This window comes from Citrobacter sp. Ce119, from assembly GCF_030334525.1.
Taxonomy (GTDB): domain Bacteria; phylum Pseudomonadota; class Gammaproteobacteria; order Enterobacterales; family Enterobacteriaceae; genus Citrobacter; species Citrobacter europaeus.
Map to the genome: position 1 here is coordinate 449163 of NZ_JAOWDR010000059.1, position 26685 is coordinate 475847.

At 51.4% G+C, this 26685-nt stretch carries 25 protein-coding genes; 17 read left to right on the plus strand and 8 right to left on the minus strand.

Annotation, left to right across the window (positions count from 1 at the left end; genetic code table 11):
* Positions 1 to 13: 13 nt before the first annotated feature.
* Entirely contained in the window at positions 14 to 1231 is a 1218-nt protein-coding gene (gene fes / locus OGV80_RS19170) for an enterochelin esterase (protein WP_193144634.1), read from the minus strand.
* 253 nt (positions 1232 to 1484) lie between these two features.
* On the opposite strand from fes, the gene OGV80_RS19175 reads away from it, so the two are divergent.
* Together OGV80_RS19175 and entD are read left to right on the plus strand one after the other, a co-directional pair.
* Entirely contained in the window at positions 1485 to 3758 is a 2274-nt protein-coding gene (locus OGV80_RS19175; protein WP_080625578.1) for a TonB-dependent siderophore receptor, read from the plus strand.
* A 48-nt stretch (positions 3759 to 3806) separates the two neighbouring features.
* Entirely contained in the window at positions 3807 to 4430 is a 624-nt protein-coding gene (gene entD, locus OGV80_RS19180) for an enterobactin synthase subunit EntD (RefSeq protein WP_286515527.1), read from the plus strand.
* A gap of 3 nt (positions 4431 to 4433) precedes the next feature.
* Here entD and OGV80_RS19185 read toward each other — a convergent pair whose 3' ends face one another.
* Positions 4434 to 5369, minus strand: coding sequence for a transketolase family protein (locus OGV80_RS19185; RefSeq protein WP_008784049.1), 936 nt, complete (start codon positions 5367 to 5369; stop codon positions 4434 to 4436).
* Entirely contained in the window at positions 5362 to 6192 is an 831-nt protein-coding gene (locus OGV80_RS19190) for a transketolase (RefSeq protein ID WP_003831177.1), read from the minus strand. The genes OGV80_RS19185 and OGV80_RS19190 overlap by 8 nt, the downstream gene beginning before the upstream one ends.
* Positions 6193 to 6553: 361 nt before the next feature.
* On the opposite strand from OGV80_RS19190, the gene OGV80_RS19195 reads away from it, so the two are divergent.
* The 8 genes from OGV80_RS19195 to OGV80_RS19230 all read left to right on the plus strand — a co-directional run bounded on the left by OGV80_RS19195 (position 6554) and on the right by OGV80_RS19230 (position 15393).
* Complete coding sequence (locus OGV80_RS19195; protein WP_003831176.1) at positions 6554 to 7504, plus strand: sugar-binding transcriptional regulator; 951 nt, start codon at positions 6554 to 6556, stop codon at positions 7502 to 7504.
* Between the two features lie 340 nt (positions 7505 to 7844).
* Entirely contained in the window at positions 7845 to 9365 is a 1521-nt protein-coding gene (locus OGV80_RS19200) for an FGGY family carbohydrate kinase (protein ID WP_286515529.1), read from the plus strand.
* A 125-nt stretch (positions 9366 to 9490) separates the two neighbouring features.
* Positions 9491 to 10426, plus strand: a complete 936-nt coding sequence (locus OGV80_RS19205) for a D-ribose ABC transporter substrate-binding protein (RefSeq protein WP_043015525.1) — start codon at positions 9491 to 9493, stop codon at positions 10424 to 10426.
* A gap of 43 nt (positions 10427 to 10469) precedes the next feature.
* Positions 10470 to 11090 (plus strand): DUF2291 family protein, encoded by a 621-nt coding sequence (locus OGV80_RS19210; RefSeq protein WP_200000284.1) that lies wholly within the window; start codon positions 10470 to 10472, stop codon positions 11088 to 11090.
* A 1-nt stretch (position 11091) separates the two neighbouring features.
* A complete protein-coding gene (locus tag OGV80_RS19215; protein ID WP_100194078.1) occupies positions 11092 to 12636 on the plus strand; it encodes a sugar ABC transporter ATP-binding protein in 1545 nt (514 codons plus the stop codon).
* A gap of 17 nt (positions 12637 to 12653) precedes the next feature.
* Positions 12654 to 13721 (plus strand): ABC transporter permease, encoded by a 1068-nt coding sequence (locus OGV80_RS19220; RefSeq protein ID WP_043015522.1) that lies wholly within the window; start codon positions 12654 to 12656, stop codon positions 13719 to 13721.
* Positions 13722 to 13774: 53 nt separating this feature from the next.
* Complete coding sequence (locus tag OGV80_RS19225; protein WP_003831170.1) at positions 13775 to 14572, plus strand: SDR family oxidoreductase; 798 nt, start codon at positions 13775 to 13777, stop codon at positions 14570 to 14572.
* A gap of 35 nt (positions 14573 to 14607) precedes the next feature.
* Positions 14608 to 15393, plus strand: coding sequence for an SDR family oxidoreductase (locus OGV80_RS19230; RefSeq protein WP_075145023.1), 786 nt, complete (start codon positions 14608 to 14610; stop codon positions 15391 to 15393).
* A 42-nt stretch (positions 15394 to 15435) separates the two neighbouring features.
* Here the strand turns inward: OGV80_RS19230 and OGV80_RS19235 are convergent, their stop codons facing one another.
* Positions 15436 to 16140 (minus strand): GNAT family N-acetyltransferase, encoded by a 705-nt coding sequence (locus tag OGV80_RS19235; protein WP_075145024.1) that lies wholly within the window; start codon positions 16138 to 16140, stop codon positions 15436 to 15438.
* Between the two features lie 144 nt (positions 16141 to 16284).
* Between OGV80_RS19235 and OGV80_RS19240 the strand changes: the two genes are divergently transcribed.
* Together OGV80_RS19240 and OGV80_RS19245 are read left to right on the plus strand one after the other, a co-directional pair.
* Positions 16285 to 17403, plus strand: a complete 1119-nt coding sequence (locus OGV80_RS19240; protein ID WP_286515534.1) for a YbdK family carboxylate-amine ligase — start codon at positions 16285 to 16287, stop codon at positions 17401 to 17403.
* A gap of 67 nt (positions 17404 to 17470) precedes the next feature.
* Positions 17471 to 17719 (plus strand): DUF1158 family protein, encoded by a 249-nt coding sequence (locus tag OGV80_RS19245; RefSeq protein ID WP_286515536.1) that lies wholly within the window; start codon positions 17471 to 17473, stop codon positions 17717 to 17719.
* Positions 17720 to 17740: 21 nt separating this feature from the next.
* On the opposite strand, the gene OGV80_RS19250 is transcribed toward OGV80_RS19245, so the two are convergent.
* Both OGV80_RS19250 and OGV80_RS19255 read right to left on the minus strand, forming a co-directional pair.
* A complete protein-coding gene (locus tag OGV80_RS19250; RefSeq protein ID WP_100194920.1) occupies positions 17741 to 18082 on the minus strand; it encodes a RamA family antibiotic efflux transcriptional regulator in 342 nt (113 codons plus the stop codon).
* A 17-nt stretch (positions 18083 to 18099) separates the two neighbouring features.
* Positions 18100 to 19212 (minus strand): MBL fold metallo-hydrolase, encoded by a 1113-nt coding sequence (locus OGV80_RS19255; RefSeq protein ID WP_043015517.1) that lies wholly within the window; start codon positions 19210 to 19212, stop codon positions 18100 to 18102.
* A 190-nt stretch (positions 19213 to 19402) separates the two neighbouring features.
* Between OGV80_RS19255 and OGV80_RS19260 the strand changes: the two genes are divergently transcribed.
* The 4 genes from OGV80_RS19260 to OGV80_RS19275 all read left to right on the plus strand — a co-directional run bounded on the left by OGV80_RS19260 (position 19403) and on the right by OGV80_RS19275 (position 22435).
* Complete coding sequence (locus tag OGV80_RS19260) at positions 19403 to 19984, plus strand: TetR/AcrR family transcriptional regulator (protein ID WP_087051593.1); 582 nt, start codon at positions 19403 to 19405, stop codon at positions 19982 to 19984.
* Positions 19984 to 20352 (plus strand): MmcQ/YjbR family DNA-binding protein, encoded by a 369-nt coding sequence (locus OGV80_RS19265; RefSeq protein WP_043015516.1) that lies wholly within the window; start codon positions 19984 to 19986, stop codon positions 20350 to 20352. Before OGV80_RS19260 ends, OGV80_RS19265 begins: the two co-directional genes overlap by 1 nt.
* 119 nt (positions 20353 to 20471) lie before the next feature.
* Positions 20472 to 21125 (plus strand): oxygen-insensitive NAD(P)H nitroreductase, encoded by a 654-nt coding sequence (nfsB, locus tag OGV80_RS19270; RefSeq protein ID WP_003831162.1) that lies wholly within the window; start codon positions 20472 to 20474, stop codon positions 21123 to 21125.
* 65 nt (positions 21126 to 21190) lie between these two features.
* A complete protein-coding gene (locus tag OGV80_RS19275) occupies positions 21191 to 22435 on the plus strand; it encodes a mechanosensitive ion channel family protein (RefSeq protein WP_043015515.1) in 1245 nt (414 codons plus the stop codon).
* Between the two features lie 54 nt (positions 22436 to 22489).
* Here OGV80_RS19275 and pheP read toward each other — a convergent pair whose 3' ends face one another.
* Both pheP and OGV80_RS19285 read right to left on the minus strand, forming a co-directional pair.
* Positions 22490 to 23884, minus strand: coding sequence for a phenylalanine transporter (gene pheP, locus OGV80_RS19280; RefSeq protein WP_043015514.1), 1395 nt, complete (start codon positions 23882 to 23884; stop codon positions 22490 to 22492).
* Between the two features lie 146 nt (positions 23885 to 24030).
* Positions 24031 to 25116, minus strand: a complete 1086-nt coding sequence (locus tag OGV80_RS19285) for a YncE family protein (protein WP_181633997.1) — start codon at positions 25114 to 25116, stop codon at positions 24031 to 24033.
* 299 nt (positions 25117 to 25415) lie between these two features.
* Between OGV80_RS19285 and OGV80_RS19290 the strand changes: the two genes are divergently transcribed.
* Positions 25416 to 26591: a coiled-coil domain-containing protein gene (locus OGV80_RS19290; protein WP_286515541.1), complete on the plus strand. Its 1176-nt coding sequence runs from the start codon at positions 25416 to 25418 to the stop codon at positions 26589 to 26591.
* Positions 26592 to 26685: the final 94 nt, after the last annotated feature.

The window sequence follows — 26685 nt, forward strand, 5'->3', positions numbered from 1 at the left end:
GAACGTCGTCCGGTTAAATCGTGTCAGTAAGCGGTTGCCAGAGCGTTATCAGCCCTTGCATCAAACCGCCGCGCCAGCAAAGCGCATCGTGTCCGCCATCAACCTGACGCCAGAAAATAGACTGTGGTGCAGAGGGTAACTGGGCATATAGCGCCTGATTAGCGCGAAAAATAATGGGCTCGCGGATCCCGGCTTCCAGGACAATACGCAGCCCCTGAGCACTGACCTTCCCGCTCTTCAGTTGCTCAACGATCGTCCCATCCTGATAACCACCGCGATGCGGCCACCAGTAAGAGCCCGACTGGCTGAGTACGCAGCCAAAGCGCGCGGGCCAGTTTAGCCCGGCATACAGCGATGACAATCCGCCAAAACTTTGTCCGGCGACCACCGTGCGCTGCGGGTCATCACTGAACGCGGTTGTCGTCTTCACCAGCGGCAACAGCTCCTCTTGTACCGCCAACCAAAAATCCGCGTTACACGGCAGTTCGCGGCTACGGTGAGCCGTGTCGATGGCATCAATCAGGAGATAAACGGCAGGAGGAAGGTGCCCACGATGCGTAAGTGAAGTTAGCGCAGGCCAGACCGGCATACTCTGCGCCCAAAACTGTCCGTCCAGCAGGATAGCCAACGGACGCGTTTCGGGTTGAGCATCACCGGTGGTAAACACCCATACGCGACGCGTATTGCCGAGCCTGGCGCTACGCCATTGCAGACACACTGCGGGTGAATCGGGGTTTTCAGGTCGATCCCATCCTGGCTGTACGGGTGCCTCCGGCATTTCCAGCGCAGACACCGCGTGGCCACGACCGCCCTGCCAGCTCTGCGAATTAAGGGGGTCAGCAATAGCCTGCGGCAGTAATTGCCGCCAGCCTTCACGCAGCGCGGTTCGGTCAGGGGTGTCGCCCAGCGCCTGCGGTGCAAAAATATCGTTGCGCGCTGTTGGGATAAAACAGTAACTGCCACGCCAGTTGGCGCTGAGGGAAACACTCCAGCACCAAATATTCGTTCCATCAATGCGTCGCATCGACTGAGGGGTAGCATTTTGATGGTGGTCGGTGACGCCGGTGATATAAACCCAAACGTGATGAATGGCTGACTCTTTCTCCGTTCCCTGCGGGTCACGCCACCAGAAGGTTACCCGATAATTTCCGTTGTCTTCACGCTCCCACTCCGGGCCTTTTTTTGACTGCCACCACGCCTCGCTTCCCATCTTTAACGTCGTCACCGCCATAACCCCATGTTTATCGTGAAATTTTATGATCTAGCGTGAAATACATTGATAATATTATTGATAACTATTTGCATTTGCAATAGCGTATTGTCGCGCTGTGGGAAGCGCGCACAGTTTTTCACCACTTATAAACCGACCTGGCGCTGCGTACTTTTTCTGGAATGGAGGGTTTACGCGGATGCGGGCGACATCAGGCCAAATGCCGCAACACGGCACATTGGAACTCGTGGCTAAAAGAACAGCAGGACATACAATGAACAACAAGATTCATTCACTGGCCTTATTGGTCAATTTAGGGATTTACGGGGTAGCCCTGCCAGCAATGGCAGAAGATCAAACCGATAGCGCCGCAGTCTCTCATGAAGACACCATCGTCGTTACCGCTGCCCAGCAGAACCTGCAGGCGCCGGGCGTTTCAACCATTACCGCTGATGAGATTCGTAAGAATCCTCCCGCTCGCGATGTGTCGGAAATCATCCGTACCATGCCTGGCGTTAACCTGACCGGTAACTCAACCAGCGGACAGCGCGGCAACAACCGTCAGATCGATATCCGCGGCATGGGGCCAGAAAACACCCTGATTCTGATCGACGGTAAACCGGTTACCAGCCGTAACTCCGTACGCCAGGGCTGGCGCGGCGAGCGTGATACCCGCGGCGATACCGCCTGGGTCCCACCGGAAATGATCGAACGTATTGAAGTGCTGCGCGGTCCTGCCGCGGCACGCTATGGCAACGGTGCGGCTGGCGGCGTGGTGAATATCATCACCAAAAAAGGCAGCAATGAATGGCACGGCTCCTGGGATACCTATTTCAATGCCCCGGAACACAAAGATGAAGGTTCGACCAAGCGGACCAACTTTAGCCTGAATGGCCCATTGGGCGGGGATTTCAGCTTCCGTCTGTACGGTAATCTCGATAAAACTCAGGCCGACGCGTGGGACATCAACCAGGGCCATCAGTCTGAACGTACCGGCACCTACTCCAACACCTTACCCGCCGGTCGTGAAGGGGTAATCAACAAAGACATTAACGGCGTGGTTCGCTGGGATTTCGCCCCGCTCCAGTCACTGGAACTGGAAGCCGGCTATAGCCGCCAGGGCAACCTGTATGCGGGTGACACCCAAAACACCAACACCAACCAACTGGTGAAAGATAACTACGGGAAAGAGACCAACCGTCTTTACCGCCAGAACTACTCTCTGACCTGGAACGGCGGCTGGGATAACGGCGTCACCACCAGCAACTGGGTGCAGTACGAACACACGCGTAACTCCCGTACACCGGAAGGCCTGGCAGGTGGTACTGAAGGGATTTTCGACCCGAATGCGTCACAAAAATATCTCGACGCCGACCTGAGTGACGTCATGCTGCACAGTGAGGTCAGCATTCCGTTAGATCTGCTGGTTAACCAAAATCTGACGCTTGGTACCGAATGGAACCAGCAGCGCATGAAAGACATGTTATCTAATTCACAGACCTTTATGGGCGGTGATATTCCAGGGGCCAGCAGCACTAACCGTAGCCCGTACTCAGATGCAGAGATTTTCTCTCTGTTTGCTGAAAATAACATGGAGCTGACCGACAGCACGATGCTGACGCCAGGTCTGCGTTTCGACCATCACAGCATCGTCGGCGACAACTGGAGTCCGTCCCTGAACCTGTCTCAGGGTCTGGGTGACGACTTTACGCTGAAAATGGGCATCGCGCGCGCCTATAAAGCGCCAAGCCTGTATCAACTTAACCCGAACTACATTCTGTACAGCAAGGGGCAGGGTTGCTACGCCACCGGTTCCGCGACCGGTATTGGTTGCTACATGATGGGCAACGACGATCTGAAGGCCGAAACCAGTATCAACAAAGAGATTGGTCTTGAGTTCAAGCGCGACGGCTGGCTGGCTGGGGTAACCTGGTTCCGCAACGATTATCGCAACAAAATTGAAGCAGGTACGGTACCGTTCGACAGAACGTCTATCACCAACAAAGGGAAGACAACTTACACCGATATCTACCAGTGGGAAAACATTCCTAAAGCGGTGGTTGAGGGCCTGGAAGGTACGTTGAACGTGCCGGTTAGCGAAACCGTTAACTGGACCAACAACATCACTTACATGCTGCAAAGTAAGAATAAAGAGACCGGCGAACGCCTGTCGATTATTCCTGAGTACACGCTGAACTCGACTCTGAGCTGGCAGGCACGCGAAGATTTGTCGCTGCAGTCCACCTTCACCTGGTACGGCAAACAGCAGCCGAAGAAGTACGATTACCAGGGTAAACCGGTAACCGGTAGTTCGGCGAATGAAGTCAGCCCGTACAGCATCGTCGGCCTGAGCGCGACCTGGGATGTGACGAAAAACGTCAGCCTGACTGGCGGCGTGGATAACGTCTTCGACAAACGTCTGTGGCGTGAAGGTAATGCCCAGACCACGGGAGATATTGTAACCGGGAACTATATGGCGGGCGCTGGCGCATACACCTATAACGAACCGGGCCGGACGTGGTTCATGAGCGTTAACACGCACTTCTGATAACGTTTTCCCTCTCCTCGCTGCGGGGAGAGGGAAATTATAACTATCATGCACACCACGCACACACCGCTCACTTTCGCAGACCACACGCTGCACATTGTCGAGTTCGATCCCGCCAGCGTCCATGAGCACGACCTGCTCTGGCTCCCCCACCACACTCAGCTTCAGTCCTGTGGACGTAAGCGTAAAGCTGAGCACTTAGCTGGGCGTATTGCCGCAGTACACGCGCTGCGTGAGTTTGGTCACAAAACCGTACCCGGCATCGGCGCGCAACGCCAACCGTTGTGGCCGCAAAATCTGTTTGGCAGCATCAGTCATAGCGGAACAATCGCCCTGGCGGCGGTATCAACGCATCCCGTCGGGCTGGATATAGAAACTATTTTTACGCAGCAAATGGCGAACGAACTGGTAAGTAGTATTGTCACCAATACAGAAAAAGCGTGGTTGGCTAATAGCGGTCTGTCTGTGGAGCAGGCTCTCACGCTGGCATTTTCCGCCAAAGAAAGTGCCTTTAAAGCAACCCAGGCGTCACAACAATCAGTCGCCGAATTTACGCAGTATCAAATCGTTGAGTTGCAACACAACCAAATGATACTACGTGCTCACAGCCAGGCGTATCGCGTGCAATGGCGGTTCTCGGGTAATGATGTAATCACACTGGCAACAGTGTGAACGTCACAGCAGTTCTCGCGCCTGAGCAGCGATAGCTGCGGCGTCAAAACCATGATGCTGACGTAGCCAGCCACGATCCGCTGCCGCTGCATACTCTCCATCCGGAATGCCTAAACGCTTTAACACCGCCCCGACTCCGCCCTCAGCCAGCACTTCTGCCACCAGGCTTCCCAACCCACCATTAATGTTGTGCTCTTCTACGGTAATCACCGCTTTGCTGCCCTGTAGTGCTGACAACAGGGCTTTGGTATCACATGGTCGAATTGAAGGTACACTGACCACCTTCGCCTGAATACCGGCATCAGCCAACAGCGCAGCGGCATCAACAATTTCATGAACTGTCGAGCCCGTTGCCACCAGCGCCACATGCTCCCCTTCACGCAGCGTCAACACCGCCCCCGGAACAAAACGGTAACTCTCGTCATGAAGTTCCGGCAGTGCTTTTCCATCAAGACGAATATATACCGGTCCCTGATAGCCAATCGCATAATCGATAATCTGTCGGCACTCTCGTGGCGAAGATGGGGCGAAAATCTGGATATTGCCGAAGCCTCGCATAATGGCAATATCATCGATCGAATGGTGAGTGCTCGCCAGCGGGCCATAGCTGGCACCAGCATTAAGACCGAATAGCTTCACATTGGTATTGTTGTAGCAAACATCGACTTTAATTTGCTCATTGGCACGGGAGATAAGAAATGGCGCAGCGTTACAGGTGACGGCGACCTTACCGCCAAGTGCAAGTCCTGCCGCCGTTCCAACCATGCTTTGTTCGGCAATACCTACGTTGACCAGGCGACCGGGAAACTGCTTTATAAAAGGAGCAATTTTCGCGGTTGATGTCGAGTCCGCTACGACCGGCACCAGGTCAACACCTTGTTCCACTGCATCAATGAACGCCTGAACCATGACGTTCGCGAGGTGTTCTGCATTACTCATCTTTTAACTCCTCCAGAGCCAGTTCGATCTCTTCACCTTTTGGCACCCGATGGTGCCATTCAGGGCGCCCCTGGATAAACGATATACCCGCGCCTTTCGTGGTATTGGCAATGATGACGTTAGGTTTGCCATCCTGCTTAAGTCCTTCCAGCGTGGCGACAACCGACGCCATATCATTCCCCTGACACTCAGTCACCGTCATACCAAATGCCTGCCATTTTGCGGCAAGCGGATCGGTATTCATGATTTCGCGAGTCGGTCCGGCTAATTGAAGATTGTTCTTGTCATTAATTATGATCAGGTTATCGAGGCCATAATGAGCAGCAGCCAGCGCCGCTTCCCAGTTACTTCCTTCGGCCAGTTCGCCATCGCCTGTGATTAAAAAGATGCGGCGTGAACTGTTACTTTTCTTCGCAGCCAGAGCCAGTCCCACCGCAACAGGTAAACCGTGGCCAAGAGCACCGGTATTCAGTTCAATACCCGGCGTTTTCTGGCGCACCGGGTGTCCGGGAAGATGGGAATTGGCATGTTGATAGGTTTCCAGCCAGTCAACGGGAAAAAAACCCGCCTCCGCCAGAACGCAGTAGTAACAGCCTACCGCGTGACCTTTAGACTGGATGTAGATATCCCGAGCCTCATCAGCGATACGCTCCGGAGCGACATTAAGTATACGAAAATAGAGTGCCGTCAACAGCTCAACTTGAGACAAGTCCGCACCAGTATGCCCACCCGCAGGGCTGTTAGCATTTAATCTAACGATGTGACGGCGAACCGCCCGCGCTTTGCGCTCAAGAGTCTGGATATCATAGTTCCAGGGATTCATTTAGCACCTCTGAATTTATTTTCAATATGGAATATTTATTCCGTATGGGACTAAAAAAACCAGAATTTCCCATACGTCACATCTTCGGGCTTACGCCGTTGTTTCATACTCAGGAGCATTCTGCCTCCTTACCGCGACCACACTGACGCTGGTAATAATAAGTTGACCTGTAACCACCATGAATATATATTCATAAATGATTCTTTATTCAATTATGCAACCTAATTTTCGTTTTTGTCCATAGCTGTTTTGGAGGATTGGTTAAAGTTAGAGCTTTATCACACTTACCTGTCTTCAATTTTCGCGTATGATAAAACGCATTAAGATAATGGCGGTACGTAAATGATTTTCGAGGAAATATATGGCTAAGCAGGACGAACAACGGCTATTGGTTAAAATCGCTACCCTTTACTATCTTGAAGGACGCAAACAGTCCGATATTGCTCAACTTCTCTCGCTTTCTCAGTCGTTTATCTCCCGCGCCATCACCCGCTGTCAGAAAGAAGGGGTGGTGAAAATCAGCGTTGTCCAGCCCTCAAATATCTTCCTGAATCTTGAAAAAGGGATCGAGGAACGTTACGGCATTAAGCAGGCCATTGTGGTCGATACCGAAGAGGATGCCAGCGACCACACCATCAAACGCGCCATTGGTTCTGCCGCAGCCCACTATCTGGAAACCCGACTGCGCCCCAAAGATCTGGTGGGCGTTTCCTCATGGAGTTCGACGATCCGAGCGATGGTGGATGAAGTCCATACGCAGAACCTGAAAGCCGGCGGCGTAATTCAATTGTTGGGCGGCGTGGGTCCTAACGGCAACGTACAGGCCACAATACTGACGCAGACGCTGGCACAACATCTGAATTGTGAAGCCTGGCTGCTGCCTTCGCAGAGTATCGAAGGCTCGGTTGAAGAGAAAAATCGTCTCGTTGCCAGCAAAGATGTCGCCGATGTGATTTCACGCTTTGATAACGTAGACATCGCCATTGTTGGCGTCGGGATCCTCGAACCGTCCCAATTGCTGAAAACATCAGGCAACTACTACCACGAAGATATGTTGCAGGTACTGGCTGATCGCGGCGCGGTCGGAGACATTTGCCTGCATTACTACGACAACAAGGGCCAGCCGGTATTGCAAGATGACGAAGATCCCGTAATTGGCATGGCCCTGGACAAGGTAAAAAAATGCCCGAATGTCGTGGCCCTTGCTGGCGGTACAGACAAAGTCGCGGCAATTAAAGGGGCGTTGAACGGAGGTTATATCGACGTGCTTATTACCGACTATCCTACCGCCCGGATGCTGGTCACCTCCTGATCCTCGATTCGCTGATAGCCTTTGCACGAAAGATAAAAAGCAAAGGCTGTGACTAAAATCTATATATTTCAATGAACTGAAAGGTTTCACCTCGCCTTAATTTATTCTTCTTTCTGTTATTATCCCGTCTATGTAAGTGTGATTCTCAGCACAATTGATGATTTTTTCTGTAGCCCAACGGAAAGATTGTAGCTAAGGTATTAAATAAATAATCAACACCGAATATATATTCAATAATTAAAAAAACGATGTCACAGCCAGGCCTGATGTAGTAATGACGCGACAATGAGAGGGGCTTTATCCTCCAAACCGGGACGCAATGTGACTCAGGAGATAATCTATGTGTGCAGCGAAGAAAGAGTTCATTATTGCGCTGGATGAAGGCACAACTAACGCCAAAGCAGTCGCGCTTGATGCACAGGGCAATGTGGTCGCAAAGTTTTCTCAGCCACTGGCGATTCAGACCCCTCGGGATGGCTGGGTTGAACAATCTGGCGAGGTGTTGATTGATGCTTCTATTGGCGTCATTGCCAAAGCTGTGAATCATGTTGGTGCTGAAAACGTCGCGGCACTGGCTATTAGTAATCAGCGTGAAACCGCCATAGGCTGGTATCGTCAGACTGGCAGACCTCTAAATTCCGCAATCACCTGGCAATGTACGCGCAGCGCGGCTTACTGCGAGGAGCTGCGGCATGAAAATAAAGAACAACTGATAAAATCAACCACAGGTCTGCCAATCGCCCCCCTTTTTTCCGCATCAAAAATGCGCTGGCTACTGGAATCCGTGACCGATGGGCCACAGCTGGCTGCGCAGGGACAAATTTGCCTGGGAACGATCGACAGTTGGTTGCTTTGGAATTTAACCGCTGGTGAAGCCTTCTGCTGTGACTATTCCAACGCCGCCCGCACACAGTTGCTAAACCTGCACTCTGGGGAGTGGGATGAAGCCATGCTGGCACTCTTCCACATTCCACGCGCCGCCTTACCGGAAATAAAACCCTCCAGTGGATTATTTGGTCATACACGTGGACTGAATGGCATTCCAGACGGCATTCCTGTGATGTCGATGGTGGGTGACTCACATGCCGCTCTGTTTGGCCATGCTCTTGGCGAAATGGGATGCGTTAAAGCAACTTACGGTACCGGGTCATCGGTGATGGCGCCGGTCAAATCAGCCCAATGTGATATTGACGCACTGGCTACCACCATCGCCTGGCACGATGGAAACAGCATCATATACGGACTGGAAGGCAATATCCCGCACACGGGTGATGCGGTGGCATGGATGGCAGACAGTACGGGTCTGAGCGAACTTTCTGATGCCGAACTGACCTACGAACTCAACACCCTTCCCGCCACCGTTGATTCAACCCTCGGCGTTTATTTTGTGCCAGCACTGACCGGGCTTGGCGCGCCATGGTGGGACGACAGTGCCCGTGGAGTCATCTGCGGACTCAGCCGGGGAGTTAAACGAGCACATCTCATTCGTGCCGCACTTGAGTCGATTACCTATCAAATCGCCGATGTTGTAGTTGCCATGCAGCAGCACGATGATTTCAAGTTAACTGCATTAATGGTTGACGGTGGCCCCACTAAAAACGACTGGCTAATGCAATACCAGGCAGACTTGCTTGGTTATCCGGTTATGCGTAGCGATGTGCCAGAACTTTCCGCCATTGGCGCGGCATTACTGGCGCGTAAAGCGCTTTACCCTGGCTCACTGACTGATTTAAAAGCTTTTTTAACCGTACATAGCACATTTCAACCCGACATGGATCGCCATCATCGGTTGCAAAAAAGATGGCAGGAATGGCGCCATGCGGTAAACAGAACATTATGGAAACCGGCCTCGTCCGCCTGACGCCTCACCAGGGAAAAAGCGCGACGTTATTTACCACATATACAGGAGGATACCGGACCATAAAAAATTCAAGCTTTACGTTGTTTCACCGTACCCGACAATAACAACACAGAGAGAACATTGTCATGAAATTACGTTTAACGCTGTTAACTGCTGCAACCCTGACTGCTTTGTCTTTTACTGCTCATGCAGCGGAAAAAGGGACAATCATGATTATGGTGAATTCACTGGATAATCCGTATTACGCCTCAGAAGCAAAAGGTGCCAGTGAAAAAGCCCAAGAACTGGGCTACAAAACTACAATTTTGTCGCACAGTGAAGATGTGAAAAAACAGAATGAATTGATTGATACAGCAATCGGCAAAAAAGTCCAGGGTATCGTTCTGGATAATGCAGATTCAACGGCCAGCGTCGCGGCAATTGAAAAAGCGAAAAAAGCTGGAATTCCCGTCATATTAATCAACCGTGAAATTCCCGTTGATGATGTTGCACTGGTGCAAATTACCCACAATAACTTCCAGGCTGGTTCCGAAGTTGCAAATATTTTCGTCGAGAAGATGGGCGAAAAAGGTAAATATGCTGAACTGACGTGTAACCTTGCCGATAATAATTGTGTTACGCGCTCCAAATCCTTCCACCAGGTTATCGATCAGTTCCCGGATATGGTTAGTGTTGCCAGACAGGATGCCAAAGGTACGCTTATCGACGGTAAACGTATTATGGACAGCATCCTACAAGCTCACCCGGACGTGAAAGGTATTATCTGCGGTAACGGTCCAGTAGCACTGGGCGCTATTGCTGCATTAAAAGCGGCGAACCGCAGCGACGTGGTCGTGGTCGGTATCGACGGCAGCAACGACGAACGTGATGCGGTGAAGGCTGGCACTCTACAGGCAACCGTCATGCTCCAGGCACAGGCTATCGCAGCACAAGGGGTTACCGATCTGGATAACTACCTGCAAAAAGGCATAAAACCAGAAAAACAACGCGTCATGTTCCGCGGAATTCTTATCACTAAAGAAAACGCAGATAAAGTACAGGATTTCAATATCAAGTCCTGATCCCGGGTTGTTGCGCCTCTCAGGAGGCGCAGAGGAGAATATTATGTCTAAAAAAGCCTGGCTTGCGCTGGTCGTGTTGACCGTGGGAGGATGCCGCATCGTCTCGCAGCAGGAACTTGCGGACCTCAAGTCGCCACCGAATCCACACATGGCCAATATAGATCAAACGTGGCAAAACAAAATTGTCCCGCAAATTGTCGGGCAGGCTCGTCCGGTGGCTGATTTACTGATGGCCTTGCAAGCTGAAAAAGATTTTGATAGCGCCTGTAAAAACCTCGGCTATCGTTCCCAGGAAGAGAATCCCTGCATCTTTTACGTTAAAGTTGAGGGAAAAATTAGCACTCTGGATACCGCCTCTCGCAATGGGAAAATGACTATCGCCGATAAAAGCGGCAACAACATTATTGTACAGATTGGTCCGACGCTACGCGGCACACAATTACGCGATGCCTTTAAAGGCGCAAGTTATAGTGATTTCAATGACCAGGTATTATTTGGTGAATATGGTCGGGGAATTAACGAACAAGCAATAAAGATGCTCCAATCTGCGCAGCTTAAAACCGGCGAGTCAGTACACGTTTATGGTGTTTTTTCTGAGTGGGAGATTCCAGGATCCATCCCGGATATTACACCAGCGAAAATTGAATCTGTAGGAGGACAATAACATGCAGCAGCAAGATATCGTCACTCCTCATTCCGTCGAATCTGAAGTTATTATCGAAACACACGATTTATCGCGTGTTTACCCTGGGGTAGTGGCGTTAGATAGCGTCAACTATCGGGTATATCGGAATAAAGTAAACGTGCTGATCGGAGAAAATGGTGCGGGTAAGTCCACCATGATGAAAATGCTTGCTGGTGTCGAAAGCCCTTCTTCCGGGCAAATTATTATGGATGGCACACCCGTTACATTAAATTCGACCCATCAGGCCGAAAAACTGGGTATCAGTATTATTTTTCAGGAGTTGAATTTATTCCCAAACATGAATGTCATGGATAATATTTTCATGGCAAACGAGTTTTTTCAGAAAGGGAAAATCAACGAAAAATACCAATACGCTCTGGCAAAATCCTTACTGGAAAGACTCGAACTGGATGTTGATCCGTATACGCCACTGGAAGAACTAGGGATCGGTCATCAGCAACTGGTCGAGATTGCGCGTGCGCTCTCCAAAGACACCCGTGTTTTAATCATGGATGAACCGACCTCCGCCCTCAGCCAGTCTGAGGTGAAAGTGTTGTTTAACGTCATTGAGCAACTCAAACGACGCGGCGTCACCATCATCTATATATCCCACCGTCTGGAAGAGTTGATGGAAATTGGCGATTACATCACGATTTTCCGCGACGGCCGTTTTATCAGTGAACGTCCAGTCAATGATGCCAGTATTCCGTGGATCATTGAACAAATGGTAGGTGATAAGAAAAAACATTTTGATTATCAACCCGCACCAAAAGGTGAAACGGTTCTATCCGTACAGGGTCTCACAGCCCTTCATCCGAGCGGTGGCTATAAGCTTAATGACGTGACGTTTAGCCTCAGTAAAGGCGAAGTCATCGGAATCTATGGTCTGCTGGGCGCAGGACGAACTGAACTGTTCAAAGGACTGGTGGGACTCATGCCCTGCCAGAGTGGGAGCGTGCAGCTTAACGGCGAATGCATTGATAAAGCCCATTTTCAGTCACGTCTTAAAAAGGGGCTGGCGCTGGTGCCTGAAGACCGACAGGGTGAAGGCGTTGTTCAGATGATGTCGATTCAGTCCAACATGACGCTGTCTGACTTCAGCCTGCAAGGCTTTCGCCGTGCCTGGAAATGGCTGAACCCGCACAAAGAGCAGGCCAGTGTGAAGGCAATGATCCAGCAACTGGCTATCAAAGTGAGCGATCCCGAATTGCCTATCACCTCATTAAGCGGCGGTAATCAGCAAAAAGTGGTGCTGGGTAAGGCATTGATGACGCAACCGCAGGTGGTTTTCCTTGACGAACCTACCCGAGGCATTGATGTGGGCGCGAAAACCGACGTGTATCACCTTATTGGCAAAATGGCGCAGCAAGGGCTGGCGGTGATGTTCTCTTCATCAGAGCTGGACGAAGTGATGGCGCTGGCGGACCGTATTCTGGTGATGGCCGATGGCCGAATCACCGCTGATGTCCCCCGTCATGCGGTCACCCGCGAGGCATTAATCGCGGCTTCTACACCTCAAGATTAATCAGGCTGGAATCCATCATGAACCAGAAATATATGATTTATATGTACCTGCTGAAGGCCAGAACGTTTATCGCACTGCTGCTGGTTATCGCATTCTTTAGCGTGATGGTACCTAATTTCCTGACCACCTCTAACCTGTTGATCATGACCCAGCACGTCGCCATCACAGGCTTACTGGCAATTGGTATGACGCTGGTGATACTGACTGGCGGTATCGATCTGTCCGTCGGGGCGGTAGCGGGTATTTGCGGTATGGTTGCAGGCGCCTTGCTTACCAACGGTCTGCCCATCTGGGGTGGCAACATCATCTTCTTCAACGTACCAGAGGTCATAATCTGTGTTGCCCTCTTCGGCGTTGTCGTTGGTTTTGTCAACGGTGCCGTCATCACGCGTTTCGGCGTTGCACCGTTTATCTGTACGCTCGGCATGATGTACGTTGCCAGAGGGTCTGCTCTTCTGTTTAACGACGGCAGCACTTACCCAAATCTGAACGGCATGGATGCGCTGGGCAATACCGGTTTTGCCACGCTGGGTTCAGGTACTTTGTTGGGGATTTATCTTCCTATCTGGCTGATGATTGCCTTCCTGTTGCTGGGCTACTGGGTAACCACCAAAACCCCATTAGGCCGCTACATCTACGCGATTGGAGGGAACGAATCCGCCGCACGTCTGGCGGGTGTCCCTATCGTAAAAGCGAAGATCTTTGTCTACGCCTTCTCCGGTCTGTGTGCCGCTTTTGTTGGGCTGATTGTGGCTTCACAACTGCAAACCGCACATCCGATGACCGGCAACATGTTTGAGATGGATGCCATTGGCGCAACTGTGCTGGGTGGAACGGCCCTCGCGGGAGGACGTGGACGTGTCTCCGGCTCCATTATCGGTGCCTTCGTAATTGTCTTCCTCGCCGATGGCATGGTGATGATGGGCGTCAGCGACTTCTGGCAAATGGTCATCAAAGGTGTGGTTATCGTCACCGCCGTTGTTGTCGATCAGTTCCAGCAAAAGCTGCAGAACAAAGTCATTCTGATGCGTCGCCACGACGAAAAGCTGGCGGCAGCACCCTCAGTAAATACCGTATCCAGTTAAGCAGCAACATTCCGCCGGGCATCTTTTGCCCGGCCCATACAGGGGATAAAAATATGCAACGTGATTTTCATGGTAAGACAATTGTCATCACTGGTGCTTGTCGAGGGATTGGCGCAGGTATCGCCGAACGTTTTGCCCGCGACGGCGCAAATCTGGTGATGGTATCTAATGCAGAGCGCGTCCACGAAACAGCGGAACAGCTTCGTCAGCGCTATCAGGCAGATATTTTATCTTTGCAGGTGGATGTCACCAATGAAGCGCAGGTGCAATCTCTGTACGAGCAGGCCGCAGCGCGCTTTGGCACCATTGATGTCTCAATTCAAAACGCGGGTGTTATCACCATCGACTATTTCGACCGCATGCCGAAAGCAGATTTCGAAAAAGTCCTCGCCGTAAATACCACTGGCGTATGGCTCTGCTGCCGGGAAGCCGCAAAATATATGGTTAAGCAAAACCAGGGCTGCCTGATTAATACCTCTTCCGGTCAGGGACGTCAGGGTTTCATCTATACCCCACACTACGCCGCCAGCAAGATGGGCGTAATTGGCATTACGCAAAGTCTGGCCCATGAGTTAGCGCCATGGAATATCACCGTCAACGCCTTTTGCCCGGGGATAATCGAAAGCGAAATGTGGGATTACAACGATCGTGTCTGGGGCGAGATTCTCAGTACAGATGAAAAACGCTATGGCAAAGGTGAACTGATGGCGGAATGGGTTAAAGGCATCCCAATGAAACGCGCGGGCAAACCTGAAGATGTCGCCGGGCTGGTCGCTTTTCTCGCCTCTGACGATGCGCGTTATCTCACCGGACAAACCATCAACATCGATGGCGGCCTGATTATGTCTTAATGCCCGCCAGGGTATCTGTTAAGAGAGTCATCACTATGATTGCAAAAGATTTTGCTCAACAACTGTTTAATCTTGAGGGGCGCGTCGCTTTTGTTACTGGCGCAGGCAGCGGCATCGGTCAGACTATCGCCTGCGCACTCGCCAGCGCGGGCGCACACGTAGTCTGTTTTGATTTGCGCGAAGACGGCGGGCTGAACGCGACCGTTGATACTATTACCGCTATTGGCGCCCAGGCTGCGCTCTATACGGGTGATGTCCGTCAGCTTAGCGACCTTCGCGCCGCGGTAGCCCTGGCGAAGGAACGCTTTGGTCGTCTGGATATTGCGGTCAATGCCGCAGGCATTGCCAACGCCAACCCAGCGCTGGAAATGGAAAGCGAGCAGTGGCAACGCGTTATCGACATTAACCTCACTGGCGTGTGGAATTCCTGTAAAGCCGAAGCGGAGCTGATGCTGGAATCCGGTGGTGGCTCGATTATTAACATCGCATCCATGTCCGGAATTATTGTTAACCGAGGTCTTGAACAAGCCCATTACAATAGCGCTAAGGCTGGGGTCATTCATCTGTCAAAAAGCCTGGCGATGGAGTGGATTGGAAAAGGGATCCGCGTGAATTCTATCAGCCCTGGATATACCGCCACACCGATGAACACTCGACCGGAAATGGTTCATCAGACGCGGGAGTTTGAAAGCCAGACGCCGATTCAGCGCATGGCAAAAGTGGAAGAGATGGCGGGCCCGGCACTCTTTCTGGCCAGCGATGCTGCTTCATTTTGCACCGGTGTAGACCTGGTTGTAGATGGTGGATTTATCTGTTGGTAAACAGCATTACGCCCGCAGCCATGGTTAGCTGCGGGCATTAATTTATTCTCCGCTACAGGCAGCCAGCGTTTTTCGTTGCCGGCCGTTTTCATCAAAGTTGTCGGCAGCCAGCCAGCGCTGTAACACGGCGTCACACTGGGGCCATTCGCCGTCAATCATCGATAACCAGTCGCTGTCGCGATTACGCCCCTTGCGCACAATCTTCTGGCGAAAGCGTCCTTCGAAGATAAACCCAAGGCGCTCAGCCGCCCGACGGGAAGCCGTGTTCAGGGAATCACATTTCCACTCCACGCGACGATAGCCCAACGCAAACGCCTGGCGCAGCAGCAGCCAGATACTTTCGGTGCCGAGTACCGTATTTTTCATGCGCGGTGACCAGGTCACATGACCAATTTCGACCGAACCGTGCTCTCGTTCAATTGCCATAAAGCACACCAGTCCAACGGCACGTCCGGAACGCTGCTCAATGACGGCATAGGGAACCAGAGATGCATCAGTAGCTTTCCCCTGTACCCAGCAAGCTGCGGCCTCAACGCTTGTGGGGCGAGAGCTGGCAAGCCAGGTCCAGTCGCGATCGTCCGGTGCCTGCGCATAAGCATCAAACAGATCGGCAGCATGGCTGTCGGCATCCAGAGGAACCAGTCGACAATATTGCCCTGTAAGCGTTTCCCGTGGCAGCACGGCGGCGCCATTCCAGCCCGGCACAACATCGCCGACGGTCTGTCCATAAAGATTTAGTTCCGGCACCTTTCAACCCCTTTTGCGAAGTAAAAAATAGTTATAACACCGGCCATTTCGCCTTCAAAGCGTCGCCAGAAGATTTTGACAACGAACAGAAAATCAGCAGCGCTTCTATACTCTAAGGATTCAATCAACGCTGAAGAGAACCCTATGCCACTACCCGATTTTCATGTTTCTGACCCTTTCACGTTAGGCATTGAGCTGGAAATGCAGGTAGTCAATCCTCCGGGCTACGACCTGAGCCAGGATTCTTCCCGGTTGATTGACGCCGTAAAGCCGCTGCTTACCGCCGGAGAAGTAAAGCACGATATCACGGAAAGTATGCTGGAGATGGCGACCGGGGTTTGTCGCGATATCGACCAGGCGAGTGCTGAATTATCCGCCATGCAGCAGGTAATCTCGCGGGTTGCTGCAAAGCATCACCTCGCCATCTGTGGTGGTGGTACGCATCCATTTCAAAAATGGCAACGTCAGGAAGTGTGCGATGACGAACGCTATCGACGCAACCTGGAAAATTTTGGCTATCTTATCCAGCAGGCGACAGTGTTCGGCCAGCATGTGCATATCGGCTGCGCAAACGGCGATGATGCCATTTATCTCCTGCACGGGCTGTCGCGGTTTGTTCCCCATTTTATTGCGCTCTCCGCCGCCTCACCTTATATGCAGACGTCCGACACGCGGTTTGCTTGCGCGCGACTAAATATATTCTCCGGATTTCCCGATAATGGCCCGATGCCATGGGTGAATAACTGGCAGGAATTCGAGGGGCTATTCCGTCGGCTGGCTTACACCAGCATGATTGACAGCATTAAAGATTTACACTGGGATATCCGCCCCAGCCCGCACTTTGGCACAGTAGAGGTTCGGGTAATGGATACGTCGCTGACCCTTGATCATGCAGTCAATATGGCAGGACTTATTCAGGCTACCGCCCACTGGTTACTCACCAAACGCCCGTTCAAACACCAGGAGCGTGATTACCTGCTGTATAAATTCAACCGTTTCCAGGCTTGCCGCTTTGGTATGGCGGGAATCGTCACCGACGTCAACACCGGCGACGGCTGCCGCTTGTCAGATGACACATTGCGGCTACTGGAGAATATCGCTACCTCTGCAGATAAAGTGGGCGCGGCCAGCGCGATTGAAGCTATAGGCCTGCAGGTTAAAAATGGTCATGATGAAGCACAAAATATGCGTGATTTCGTCGCCGACGGCGGGTCGTTGAGTGGTCTGGTGAAAAAGCATTGTGAGATTTGGGCAGGGTTATAAGCGTGGGAATTTGCGTTGCCCGCAGAGATCCCGGACAATGGCTTTTTAACTCAAGTTTAACAATGCTATGAAACATCCGCTTGAATCACTGATGACCGTCGCAGGGATCCTGCTGCTGGCTTTTTTGTCCTGCCTGCTGCTACCCGCCCCCTCGCTTGGCCTGCTGTTGGCGCAAAAGGTCGTCACCACCTTTCATCTGATGGATCTCAACCAGTTTTATACTTTGCTGTATTGCCTGTGGTTTTTACTGCTGGGGGTGCTTGAGTATTTGCTGTTGCGCTTCATCTGGCGGCACTGGTTCTCGCTGGCGGATTAGGCCCGCGAGAACTCTTCGTCGTTAATGCGTTCGGCTATGATTTTCTTTGCGATAAGCACCCGGCGGCTGGCTGAACGTTCGGGTGAAAATACGCGTAAAGGTCTGCTGCGAATCAAATCCGTACTTCAAACAAATGTCGTACACTTTCTGGTCGGTATCGCGTAGATCGCGCGCCGCCAGCAGCAGCTTACGCTCACGGATGTAACGCCCGAGGCTTTCACCTTTGTACTGCATAAAGAGACGCTGCAGGTGCCATTTGGAATATCCCGCATGGCGCGCAATATCATCAATGCGCAATGGCTGATTCAAATTCTCATCAATCCATTCAACAATCGTATCAATTACCTGAGCAGAAATCGTCATCATGCTCTCCCCTGTATTCATTGAGTCGCCTGTTGCCACCAGGCCGTAAACGGTTGGTCCGGTTCGGACAGTACTACCGGTTCACCCAGCATGGGCGTCAGCAGGCGGTAATCCTGATGACGGCTGGCAAGCGCCAGTCGTTTGTAAGGATCATCCCAGGTATGTTTCGCCAGAACGAAACGGCCGGCATGCCCTGGCAACACGGCTTTCGCATGCAAATCTGCCGCGGCCTGTGCCGTCTCTTCCGGCATCATGTGAATAAACTTCCAGTCCTGGTCATACTGACCGTTCTCCATAATCGCCAGGTCAACCGAGCCAAACTGCTCGCCAATGGCTTTGAAATGCGGTCCATAGCCGGAATCGCCACTGTAATAAACGTTCTGCTCCGGCGTTTCGAACATGAAGCTCGCCCATAGCGTTTGGTTGCGCTTGATACCGCGTCCCGAGAAATGACGAGCAGGCAGCACATGAACGATCAGCGAATCCGTCACTCTGACAGACTGATTCCAGTCGCGCTCTTCGATTATCTCGCTGCGCATCCCCCAGTAACGCAGATGCGATCCGACGCCGAGCGGCGTAATCACCCGCTTAATTTTCGGCATTAGCGCCTTGATAGTGGCGAGATCCAGATGGTCATAGTGATCGTGCGAGATGATGAGCAGATCGATCTCCGGCATCGTCTGCGCACTCCACGGATAATCTCCGGCGAAGGCTTTATTCAGGAATGAAAACGGTGCGGCATAATTGCTAAACACCGGATCAATCAAGATACGCTGACCCGCCAGCTGTAAATACCACGAGGAGTGGCCGAGCCAGACCAGCGTATCCTGCAGCGGCGCAAGCCCGGCGAGATCGGTCGCCACCAGCGGTAACGGCTGCGCCGGACGCGCATTTTCACGCTTTGCAACCAGAAACTCCCACCAGGCCGCCAGCATACCTTTGTTGCCGGTATAGCCCGGTGTCGGCACCTGGTTATGAAACTGTCCATCACGATAGTGTGGTGACTGTTCAACCTGACTCAGTTGTGCCCCTTGCGGTGCCTGACCAAACCCGGCATTGAGTACAAACGGTAAACTTGCAGCTGCGGCAATAAGCATAATAACAACCACACAAACTGTGAGACGCTTCATATCCTGACCTTAAACGCGCCCCCTTTCCGCTGGTTTGCGCGACTGACTCTTGATTATGAGTGAGTAAGCACTCATTATAGAAATCGAAAGTTCGCCGTCAAGATGATTTTCAATCTTTGACATTCGCCGTTGCGGTGCAGCAAAGGCCGTGATTCAATCATGTTTTTTACAGACTTAAGGGTAAAGTGTAGTGGCTCGTCCGAAGAGTGAAGACAAAAAACTGGCATTACTGGAAGCTGCAACCACAGCATTTGCACAATCAGGTATTGCGGCCTCTACCGCCGTGATAGCCCGCAATGCAGGGGTTGCGGAGGGAACCTTGTTTCGCTATTTCGCGACCAAAGATGATTTGATCAACGAGCTTTACCTCTTTTTGAAGCAAGATCTATGTCAGTCGATGATGGCAAATCTGGATCGCTCAGTGACCGATGCCAAAACCATGACTCACTACATCTGGAACAGCTACATTAGCTGGGGCCTGAACCACACCTGCGGGCATCGCACGATTCGCCAGTTGGCCGTCAGCGAGAAAATCAGCAAAGAAACAGAACAACAGGCTGACGATATGTTCCCGGAATTACGCGATCTTTGTCATCGTTCCGTACGACCCGAGTTTATGTCTGACGAGTATCGCGCCTTTGGCGACGCGTTGTTTCTTTCTCTGGCGGAGACCACCATGGAGTTCGCCGCCCGCGACGCGGCCCGCGCAAAAGACTATATATCGATGGGGTTTGAAGCCATGTGGCGCGCACTGACCCGCGAGGAAAAATAATGGACGGCCAGACCCTGCATGCCTGTGCGAAGCGCCTGGCGCTCGAACAGCCTTTTACCGAACACTGCTGGCCATTCGGCCCGGAATACGACGTCTTCAAAGTCGGCGGCAAAATTTTTATGCTGGTCACTGAGCTTCGCGGACGCCCGCTGGTTAACCTAAAATCAGACCCGCAGAAGTCACTGTTAAACCAGCAGATCTACCCCAGCATTAAACCCGGCTATCACATGAATAAAAAACACTGGATCTCGGTCTACCCTGGCGACGACATTACCGAATCATTACTGGCAGAGCTGGTGAATGATTCATGGCACCGCGTCGTAGACGGTCTGGCGAAGCGGGATCAAAAACGTCTACGTCCAGGTTGATTTATCGTTAACCCCGATAAGTGTTTTTGCATTTTCCTGTCTTATCTTTTTCCCGCTAACCCTGTACCCTGCTGAAACAAAACGCACCCGCAGGGTATAAAAAATCACCAGGAGTAGTTATGGATATTGTTTCTGTCGCCTTAAAACGTTACTCCACTAAGGCATTCGATCCGAATAAAAAGCTGACCGCTGAGCAGGCCGAAAAATTAAAAACGCTGCTGCAGTTTAGCCCGTCCAGCACCAACTCTCAGCCATGGCACTTTATTGTCGCCAGCACTGACGAAGGTAAAGCGCGTGTAGCTAAATCCGCAGCCGGCGGTTTTGTATTCAACGAACGCAAAATGCTGGATGCTTCCCACGTTGTGGTGTTCTGCGCCAAAACGGCGATGGACGATGCGTGGCTGGAGCGCGTGGTGGATCAAGAAGAGAGCGATGGTCGTTTCGCTACGCCTGAAGCTAAAGCCGCAAACCATAAAGGCCGTACCTTCTTTGCCGACATGCATCGCAAAGAGCTGAAGGATGACAACCACTGGATGGCAAAACAGGTGTACCTCAACGTCGGTAACTTCCTGCTGGGCGTTGCGGCTATGGGCCTGGATGCTGTGCCGATCGAAGGCTTTGATTCAGCGGTCATGGATGCAGAATTTGGCCTGAAAGAGAAAGGTTTCACCAGCGTAGTGGTGGTTCCGGTGGGTCATCACAGCGTAGAAGATTTCAACGCCGCACTGCCGAAATCTCGTCTGCCGCTGGAAACGACGCTGACGGAAGTCTAATCCTCCGCATTTGCATAAGCTCCGCACAGCGGTCATCATAGACCGCTGTTTATTAAGGAGACGTTATGCAGGAATTGATATCTCAGGTAGAAGAACTCGGCATTGAAATAAATCACACCACCTCATTGGTGATGATTTTTGGCATTATTTTTATCACCGCCATTATTGTTCACGTTATTTTGCACTGGGTGGTATTACGCGCATTTGAAAAGCGTGCCAGCGCCAGCTCCCGCCTGTGGCTACAAATCATCACGCAGAACAAGTTATTTCACCGGCTGGCATTCACCCTGCAGGGTATCATTGTCAATATACAGGCCGCACTCTGGCTACAGAAAGGCAGCGAAGCAGCAGAAATATTAGTGACCTGCGCTCAGTTGTGGATCATGATGTACGCCCTGCTGTCCCTGTTTTCCCTGCTGGACGTTATTCTCAATCTGTCGCAAAAACTCCCTGCCGCATCGCAATTACCGCTAAAAGGCATATTCCAGGGCATCAAACTCATCAGCGCAATTCTCGTCGGAATATTGATGATTTCCCTGCTGATTGGTCAGTCACCGGCAATACTGATAAGCGGTCTGGGCGCCATGGCCGCCGTGTTAATGCTGGTGTTTAAAGATCCAATCCTCGGACTGGTTGCCGGAATACAACTTTCAGCCAACGATATGTTGAAGTTGGGTGACTGGCTGGAAATGCCGAAATATGGTGCCGATGGCGCGGTTATTGATATTGGCTTAACCACCGTGAAAGTGCGCAACTGGGATAACACCATCACCACTATCCCAACCTGGTCACTGGTCTCAGACTCTTTTAAAAACTGGAGTGGAATGTCGGCTTCCGGTGGGCGGAGAATAAAACGCAGCATCAGCATCGATGCCACCAGCATCCATTTTCTTGATGAGGATGAGCGCCAGCGTCTGCATAAAGCCCACCTGCTGAAACCGTATTTAACAACACGCCACCAGGAAATTGACGAGTGGAATCAGCAATTAGATGCGCCTGAATCGGTATTGAATCACCGCCAGATGACGAATATTGGCACCTTCCGCGCTTATCTGAACGAATATTTGCGTCATCATCCGCGTATTCGCAAAGATATGACGTTAATGGTACGCCAGCTTGCGCCGGACGATCACGGTTTACCGATCGAAATTTATGCCTTTACTAATACGGTAGTCTGGCTGGAATATGAAAGTATTCAGGCTGATATCTTCGACCATATCTTTGCCGTGGTCGAAGAGTTTGGTTTACGCATTCATCAGTCGCCTACCGGAAACGATATTCGCGCACTGTCTGGCGCGTTTCAGCGATAAACCGGACAGAGAGAAAATGGCCGATCCCATTATTAATATGAGATCGGCCATAGCTTAGCGAGGTTTACGACGCAACAGTTTGAAGGCAACAAACAGGAACAGGATCCACACCGGCAGCAGGATAGCTGACAGGCGCATTTCATCCATCGTACACATCAGCACCAGAATCATGCCAAGGAAAGCAATACACAGGTAGTTCCCTGCCGGGTACAGCAGTGCTTTAAACTGCGTGTCACGTCCCTTACGTCGCATCGCCGCCCGGAACCGCAGATGCGCCAGGCAGATCATAATCCAGTTCAGCAGTAACGTCGCCACCACCAGCGCCATCAGCAGGCTAAAGGCCTTTTGCGGCAGAACATAGTTGATCAGGACCACCAGTGACGTAATAGCGCCGGAGAGGATCAGTGAGTTCACCGGTACGCCACGACGGCTGACGCGGGTTAAGAACTTCGGCGCGTTCCCCTGAACCGAGAGACCAAATAGCATACGACTGTTAGAGTAAACACCACTGTTATACACCGACAGCGAAGCCACAAGAATGACAAAGTTCAGCGCAGAAGCCACCACGTTGCTGTCAAGATTATGGAAAATCATCACAAACGGGCTGCTGTTGGATTTCACCTCTACCCACGGGTAGAGCGCTAACAGCACCACCAGAGAACCGATGTAAAACAGCAGAATACGGTACACCACCTGGTTTACCGCCTTTGGAATGCTTTTCTGCGGGTCCTGCGCTTCTGCGGCAGTAATCCCGATAAGCTCCAGTCCGCCAAAGGAGAACATAATCACCGCCAGCGACAGAATTAATCCGTTCCAGCCGGTAGCAAAAAAGCCGTTGTAACGCCACAGGTTATCGATGCTTGCATGTTCCCCGCCGTTACCGGAAAACAGCATCCACACGCCAAAACCAATCATGCCGATAATGGCCAGCACTTTAATCAGCGCGAACCAGAATTCCGTTTCGCCATACAGACGTACGTTGACCAGGTTGACGGCATTGATGATCACGAAAAATGCCGCGGCCCAAATCCAGGTTGGGACATCGGGCAACCAGTACTGCATATAGATCCCGGCCGCTGTAAGTTCCGCCATACCGACCAGCACAAACATCACCCAGTAGTTCCAGCCGGACAGAAAACCCGCGAACGGTCCCCAATATTTATAGGCAAAATGAGCGAAGGATCCGGAAACGGGTTCTTCCACTACCATTTCGCCCAGTTGACGCATAATCAGAAAAGCGATGATCCCGGCAACGCCGTAACCCAGTAACACCGCAGGTCCCGCCATCTGAATAGCCGGACCAATGCCCAAAAACAGGCCCGTACCAATTGCACCGCCCAGCGCAATTAACTGAATATGGCGGTTTTGCAACCCTCGTTGAAGCGTCGGCTCGTTCGTCGACGCGGCATCAGACACGCTGGTGTCAGATGCAGTTGACGCGTTTTTCACGCCCTTCCCCTGTGTCGTTTTTATTGAAGGGGCTTCTTTTAACATTTCAACCTGGTTGTCGCAAGGCGCAATCGATTGGATGCGCCGGGCTTCCTTGCCCAACGCACCGAGGCTCGGGAGAAAAACAATAAAAAGAAGGCGAGTTGTTATTGTTTATTCAAGTCAATACGTACCACGTTATCTGGCGCAGACGTAGAGTGGTCTTTATTAAATTTTTGCTTCACCGTCACAAACAGCGTTTGTCCATCCGCCGAGAGCAGCAGGCTGTTTGGGTTAGGGGGTAAATCCCAACTTTTCTTCACGCTGTAATCAGTCGCATTCAGGCTGAGCAATTTCCCTGAATCACGCTGCGTAATATAGATTTCGTTGCGTTTTGCGTTGAATTTCACCGCCAGCGAATCACCCACATCCAGTTTTTTCAGCAGGTTACCCGTATGAATATCCAGAACCAGAGTGGTTTTCGCTTTTGAGTTGTCGGTGACAAACAGACGACCCGTTTGTGCGTCCTCCGCCATATTCAGCAGCAGCGCAGGTTGTTCACCCAGCGGCTGCCAGCGTTTCTCAACACGCTGATTACGCGGGTTGATGACGAGAATTTCACCGCCGCCGTTAGCTGCATAAATTCGCTGCGTCACCGCTGAATAATGCAGTCCGGTCATCCATTTACCCGTGTTTTTAATGCGGGTTTTCAGCTTCAGGGTTTCGGCATCAACCACCCAAATCACCGCCGGATCCGCCACGGCGCCAATATAGAGCAAACCGTTATGCAACAGCACCTGACGGGCACCATACGGGAAACCTTCTGGGTTACGTTCCGGGAACAATACGCGATTTTTCACCTTGCCGTCAGCGGTATTCAGCGCGCTCAGGCCACCGTCCAGTGAGTTGGTGACATACACCGTTTTACCGTCCGGCGAGATAGCCATACCAAAGTTTTTCATATCGGTATGACTCAATCCAAGCGTTTTGAGCGTTTTCGGATCCAACTTGTAAACCACGCCGCCCTGCACATCTTTAAATCCTTCGGCGCTGGCAACGTACAACGCATCCCCTGCCGGGCTAAGCGCCATTTCATATAACCCATCCGCCAGCGCGCGTTGCTGTACATCGGTAACGGCAGGTTGTGCTGTTTTTTCCGTAACGCTGACGTTGCTGGCTGGCGTGGAGTGCGCCGCACAACCGCTTAACGCCGCAGCAATCAGCAATGCCAGCGCGGATGTTGTTTTTTTCATTGTCGGGATCCTTACCAGAAGTAATACAGAGAGTTAATAACAAAAGAGAATGAGAACTATACGCATTATCTTTTTTGAATCAAGAATAATTACCCGATAATAAAAAACATGAAACAGAGGTTTGAAGATGCAAACAGGTGCGCGCGACTTCCGGTTTTTCATAATTACAGTGAATTATTCTGGACGAAAAGGCATCGCAGGCCACAGAATGCGCTTTACTGTTTTTCTAACATTTTCAAACGGGTGAACCGGCTGTGTTTTAGTCACTCGTTTTTGAGCCAGGCCAGGCAACGACTGTCATGAATAAGATCATTAAACGACTGGAAATCGTCAAAAGCGCTATTGAACTGGAAGATGAGGAAATTATTTTCCAGCAGGTAGAACATCTGAAAAATGAGCCTTTATCCGTCGTGCCAGGCACCATTGTGCAGGCGATCGAAGAACGACGCTTTAGTGATGCCCTGCGTGAAATCTCAGCCTGGCTGCAATCTCAACGGGCAGTCTCTACGTGGCAGGATCCCGCCATTGCCGCCAGTAAGCTGGAACTTAAAGCGCTCGAAACACAGCTGCGTGACCTGATCGATAAGCGCAACACGCGCATTCAAATCCTCGATGATTTCAACGATCTGTATCATCTTCGCCTTGGACCGCTAATGAGCCGGATCCTCGAGTTACGTAAACAGCTCGCCGCCAGCGCCCAGCGTAAACAGGAAGCGGAGCGAAAACGTCGGGAAAAAGACTATCAGTCCTGTCAGCACTATATTTCCCAGGCTGTTGATCAACTTGCCAGGCTCAAGCAGCACTGGATGAACCTTAATTCAGATTCGCGCGAATCGGTGGAAACACGCCAACGTATTCAGCAACAAACGGAACTGATTACCGCCCTGCTGGCGGAGATTCGTGAGTTGGAAAACGACTTTTCTCGCCAGGACGACAGCGCAACCCGCCAGGCTCAGGAAGAGACCAGCCATGAATATGATGAATTTCAGGAGCAGCAGCAGGATGCGCAACATCGTTATAACCGTGACCAGCGACTTTCATCTGATGAACGTAACGAGTTAAAACGCCTGTGGCGTCAGGCCAGCCGTCTTTGTCATCCGGATGTGGTGGCAGATTGTCTGAAAGAGAAAGCGCATCAGATGATGGTTCAGCTTAACCAGGCGCGCCAAAATGCCGATCTTGCCGCCGTTCGGGCGCTACTGACTCAATTACAAAGTGGCCTCGAACCGATGATGGCGAGTGACCGATTGAACGATCTGCAGCATTTACGCAGCAAAATACAGCAGCTCAGAGAACAAATTAATGCGCTGCTCAAAGAAATTACCGAACTGGAAGCTGAGAACGCCTGGCGGCTTGCCACCTCCGTCACAGATAAAGAGGCCTACTTCTGCGATCAACAACGGGCGCTTACGGAAATCCGCAATACGCTGGAACAACAGGTGCATCAGGTTGAACAGGACCTGTTGGCGGGCTAAGCGTTATCAGCAATGCAATCAGAAAAAATAACCTCTTCAGGTGAGATTTTAAAATTAAGCACAAAAAGCCCAAAATAGGATAATTCCCTAAAAA

Coding starts and splice junctions, on each gene's coding strand:
- OGV80_RS19225 (WP_003831170.1), top strand. CDS start 13,775: ATGCAACGTGATTTTCATGGTAAGACAATTGTCATCACTGGTGCTTGT.
- OGV80_RS19265 (WP_043015516.1), top strand. CDS start 19,984: ATGGACGGCCAGACCCTGCATGCCTGTGCGAAGCGCCTGGCGCTCGAA.
- OGV80_RS19175 (WP_080625578.1), top strand. CDS start 1,485: ATGAACAACAAGATTCATTCACTGGCCTTATTGGTCAATTTAGGGATT.
- OGV80_RS19290 (WP_286515541.1), top strand. CDS start 25,416: ATGAATAAGATCATTAAACGACTGGAAATCGTCAAAAGCGCTATTGAA.
- OGV80_RS19200 (WP_286515529.1), top strand. CDS start 7,845: ATGTGTGCAGCGAAGAAAGAGTTCATTATTGCGCTGGATGAAGGCACA.
- OGV80_RS19220 (WP_043015522.1), top strand. CDS start 12,654: ATGAACCAGAAATATATGATTTATATGTACCTGCTGAAGGCCAGAACG.
- OGV80_RS19185 (WP_008784049.1), bottom strand. CDS start 5,369: ATGAGTAATGCAGAACACCTCGCGAACGTCATGGTTCAGGCGTTCATT.
- OGV80_RS19205 (WP_043015525.1), top strand. CDS start 9,491: ATGAAATTACGTTTAACGCTGTTAACTGCTGCAACCCTGACTGCTTTG.
- nfsB (WP_003831162.1), top strand. CDS start 20,472: ATGGATATTGTTTCTGTCGCCTTAAAACGTTACTCCACTAAGGCATTC.
- OGV80_RS19240 (WP_286515534.1), top strand. CDS start 16,285: ATGCCACTACCCGATTTTCATGTTTCTGACCCTTTCACGTTAGGCATT.
- OGV80_RS19255 (WP_043015517.1), bottom strand. CDS start 19,212: ATGAAGCGTCTCACAGTTTGTGTGGTTGTTATTATGCTTATTGCCGCA.
- OGV80_RS19285 (WP_181633997.1), bottom strand. CDS start 25,116: ATGAAAAAAACAACATCCGCGCTGGCATTGCTGATTGCTGCGGCGTTA.
- OGV80_RS19250 (WP_100194920.1), bottom strand. CDS start 18,082: ATGACGATTTCTGCTCAGGTAATTGATACGATTGTTGAATGGATTGAT.
- OGV80_RS19195 (WP_003831176.1), top strand. CDS start 6,554: ATGGCTAAGCAGGACGAACAACGGCTATTGGTTAAAATCGCTACCCTT.
- OGV80_RS19215 (WP_100194078.1), top strand. CDS start 11,092: ATGCAGCAGCAAGATATCGTCACTCCTCATTCCGTCGAATCTGAAGTT.
- fes (WP_193144634.1), bottom strand. CDS start 1,231: ATGGCGGTGACGACGTTAAAGATGGGAAGCGAGGCGTGGTGGCAGTCA.
- OGV80_RS19245 (WP_286515536.1), top strand. CDS start 17,471: ATGAAACATCCGCTTGAATCACTGATGACCGTCGCAGGGATCCTGCTG.
- OGV80_RS19210 (WP_200000284.1), top strand. CDS start 10,470: ATGTCTAAAAAAGCCTGGCTTGCGCTGGTCGTGTTGACCGTGGGAGGA.
- OGV80_RS19230 (WP_075145023.1), top strand. CDS start 14,608: ATGATTGCAAAAGATTTTGCTCAACAACTGTTTAATCTTGAGGGGCGC.
- entD (WP_286515527.1), top strand. CDS start 3,807: ATGCACACCACGCACACACCGCTCACTTTCGCAGACCACACGCTGCAC.
- OGV80_RS19275 (WP_043015515.1), top strand. CDS start 21,191: ATGCAGGAATTGATATCTCAGGTAGAAGAACTCGGCATTGAAATAAAT.
- OGV80_RS19190 (WP_003831177.1), bottom strand. CDS start 6,192: ATGAATCCCTGGAACTATGATATCCAGACTCTTGAGCGCAAAGCGCGG.